This is a genomic window from Collinsella sp. AM24-1, from assembly GCF_003470325.1.
In the GTDB taxonomy this organism is placed as follows: Bacteria; Actinomycetota; Coriobacteriia; order Coriobacteriales; family Coriobacteriaceae; genus Collinsella.
Genome location: NZ_QRHM01000067.1, coordinates 1 through 570 on the forward strand (window position 1 = coordinate 1; position 570 = coordinate 570).

The following is a 570-nucleotide window of genomic DNA, read 5'->3' on the forward strand; positions in this document are numbered from 1 at the left end:
CCGAGGCCGCCGGGGAGGCCGCGGCCGCCTCCACCGCGCCCCCGCCGGCGCTCGTCGAGGCCGAGAACAGGCAGGTCAGGTTCCTGGCCGCCCGGATATCGGAGGCCCTCGACGAGGCCGGGGCCCTCGAGGCCGAGACGGCGGCGCTGCTCGAGGGCGACGAGACCTACGCGTGCCTGCTCACCGTGCCCGGCATCGGCCCGAGGACCGCGGCGCAGCTCGCGGTGTCGGTCGACATCGGGAGGTTCCCGGACCACGACCACCTGGCCTCGTACTGCGGCATAGCCCCGAGGGTGAGGAGCTCCGGCACGTCGGTGAGGTCGGTCAGGGCGTCCAGGCGGGGCGACGCGAGGCTCAAGTCCCTGCTGATCTTCTCGTGCAACAGCCTGGTGAGGTCCTCGGGGCGCTACGGCGAGTACTACCGGGCCTGCAGGGCGCGGGGCATGGGGCACGGGCGGGCGCTCAAGGCCGTCGCGAGGAAGCGGCTCAGGGCGATATACGCCGTGATGCGCGACCGGGTGCCCTACCGGGAGTAGCCCCGACGGTTGACAAAACTATAGGAACACCCAA

At 72.3% G+C, this 570-nt stretch carries 1 protein-coding gene; it reads left to right on the forward strand.

Annotation, left to right across the window (positions count from 1 at the left end; all coding sequences use genetic code 11):
- On the forward strand, positions 1–536 hold a 536-nt coding region (locus DW661_RS10075; RefSeq protein WP_147356459.1), incomplete at its 5' end, for a transposase.
- Between the last annotated feature and the right edge of the window lie 34 nt (positions 537–570).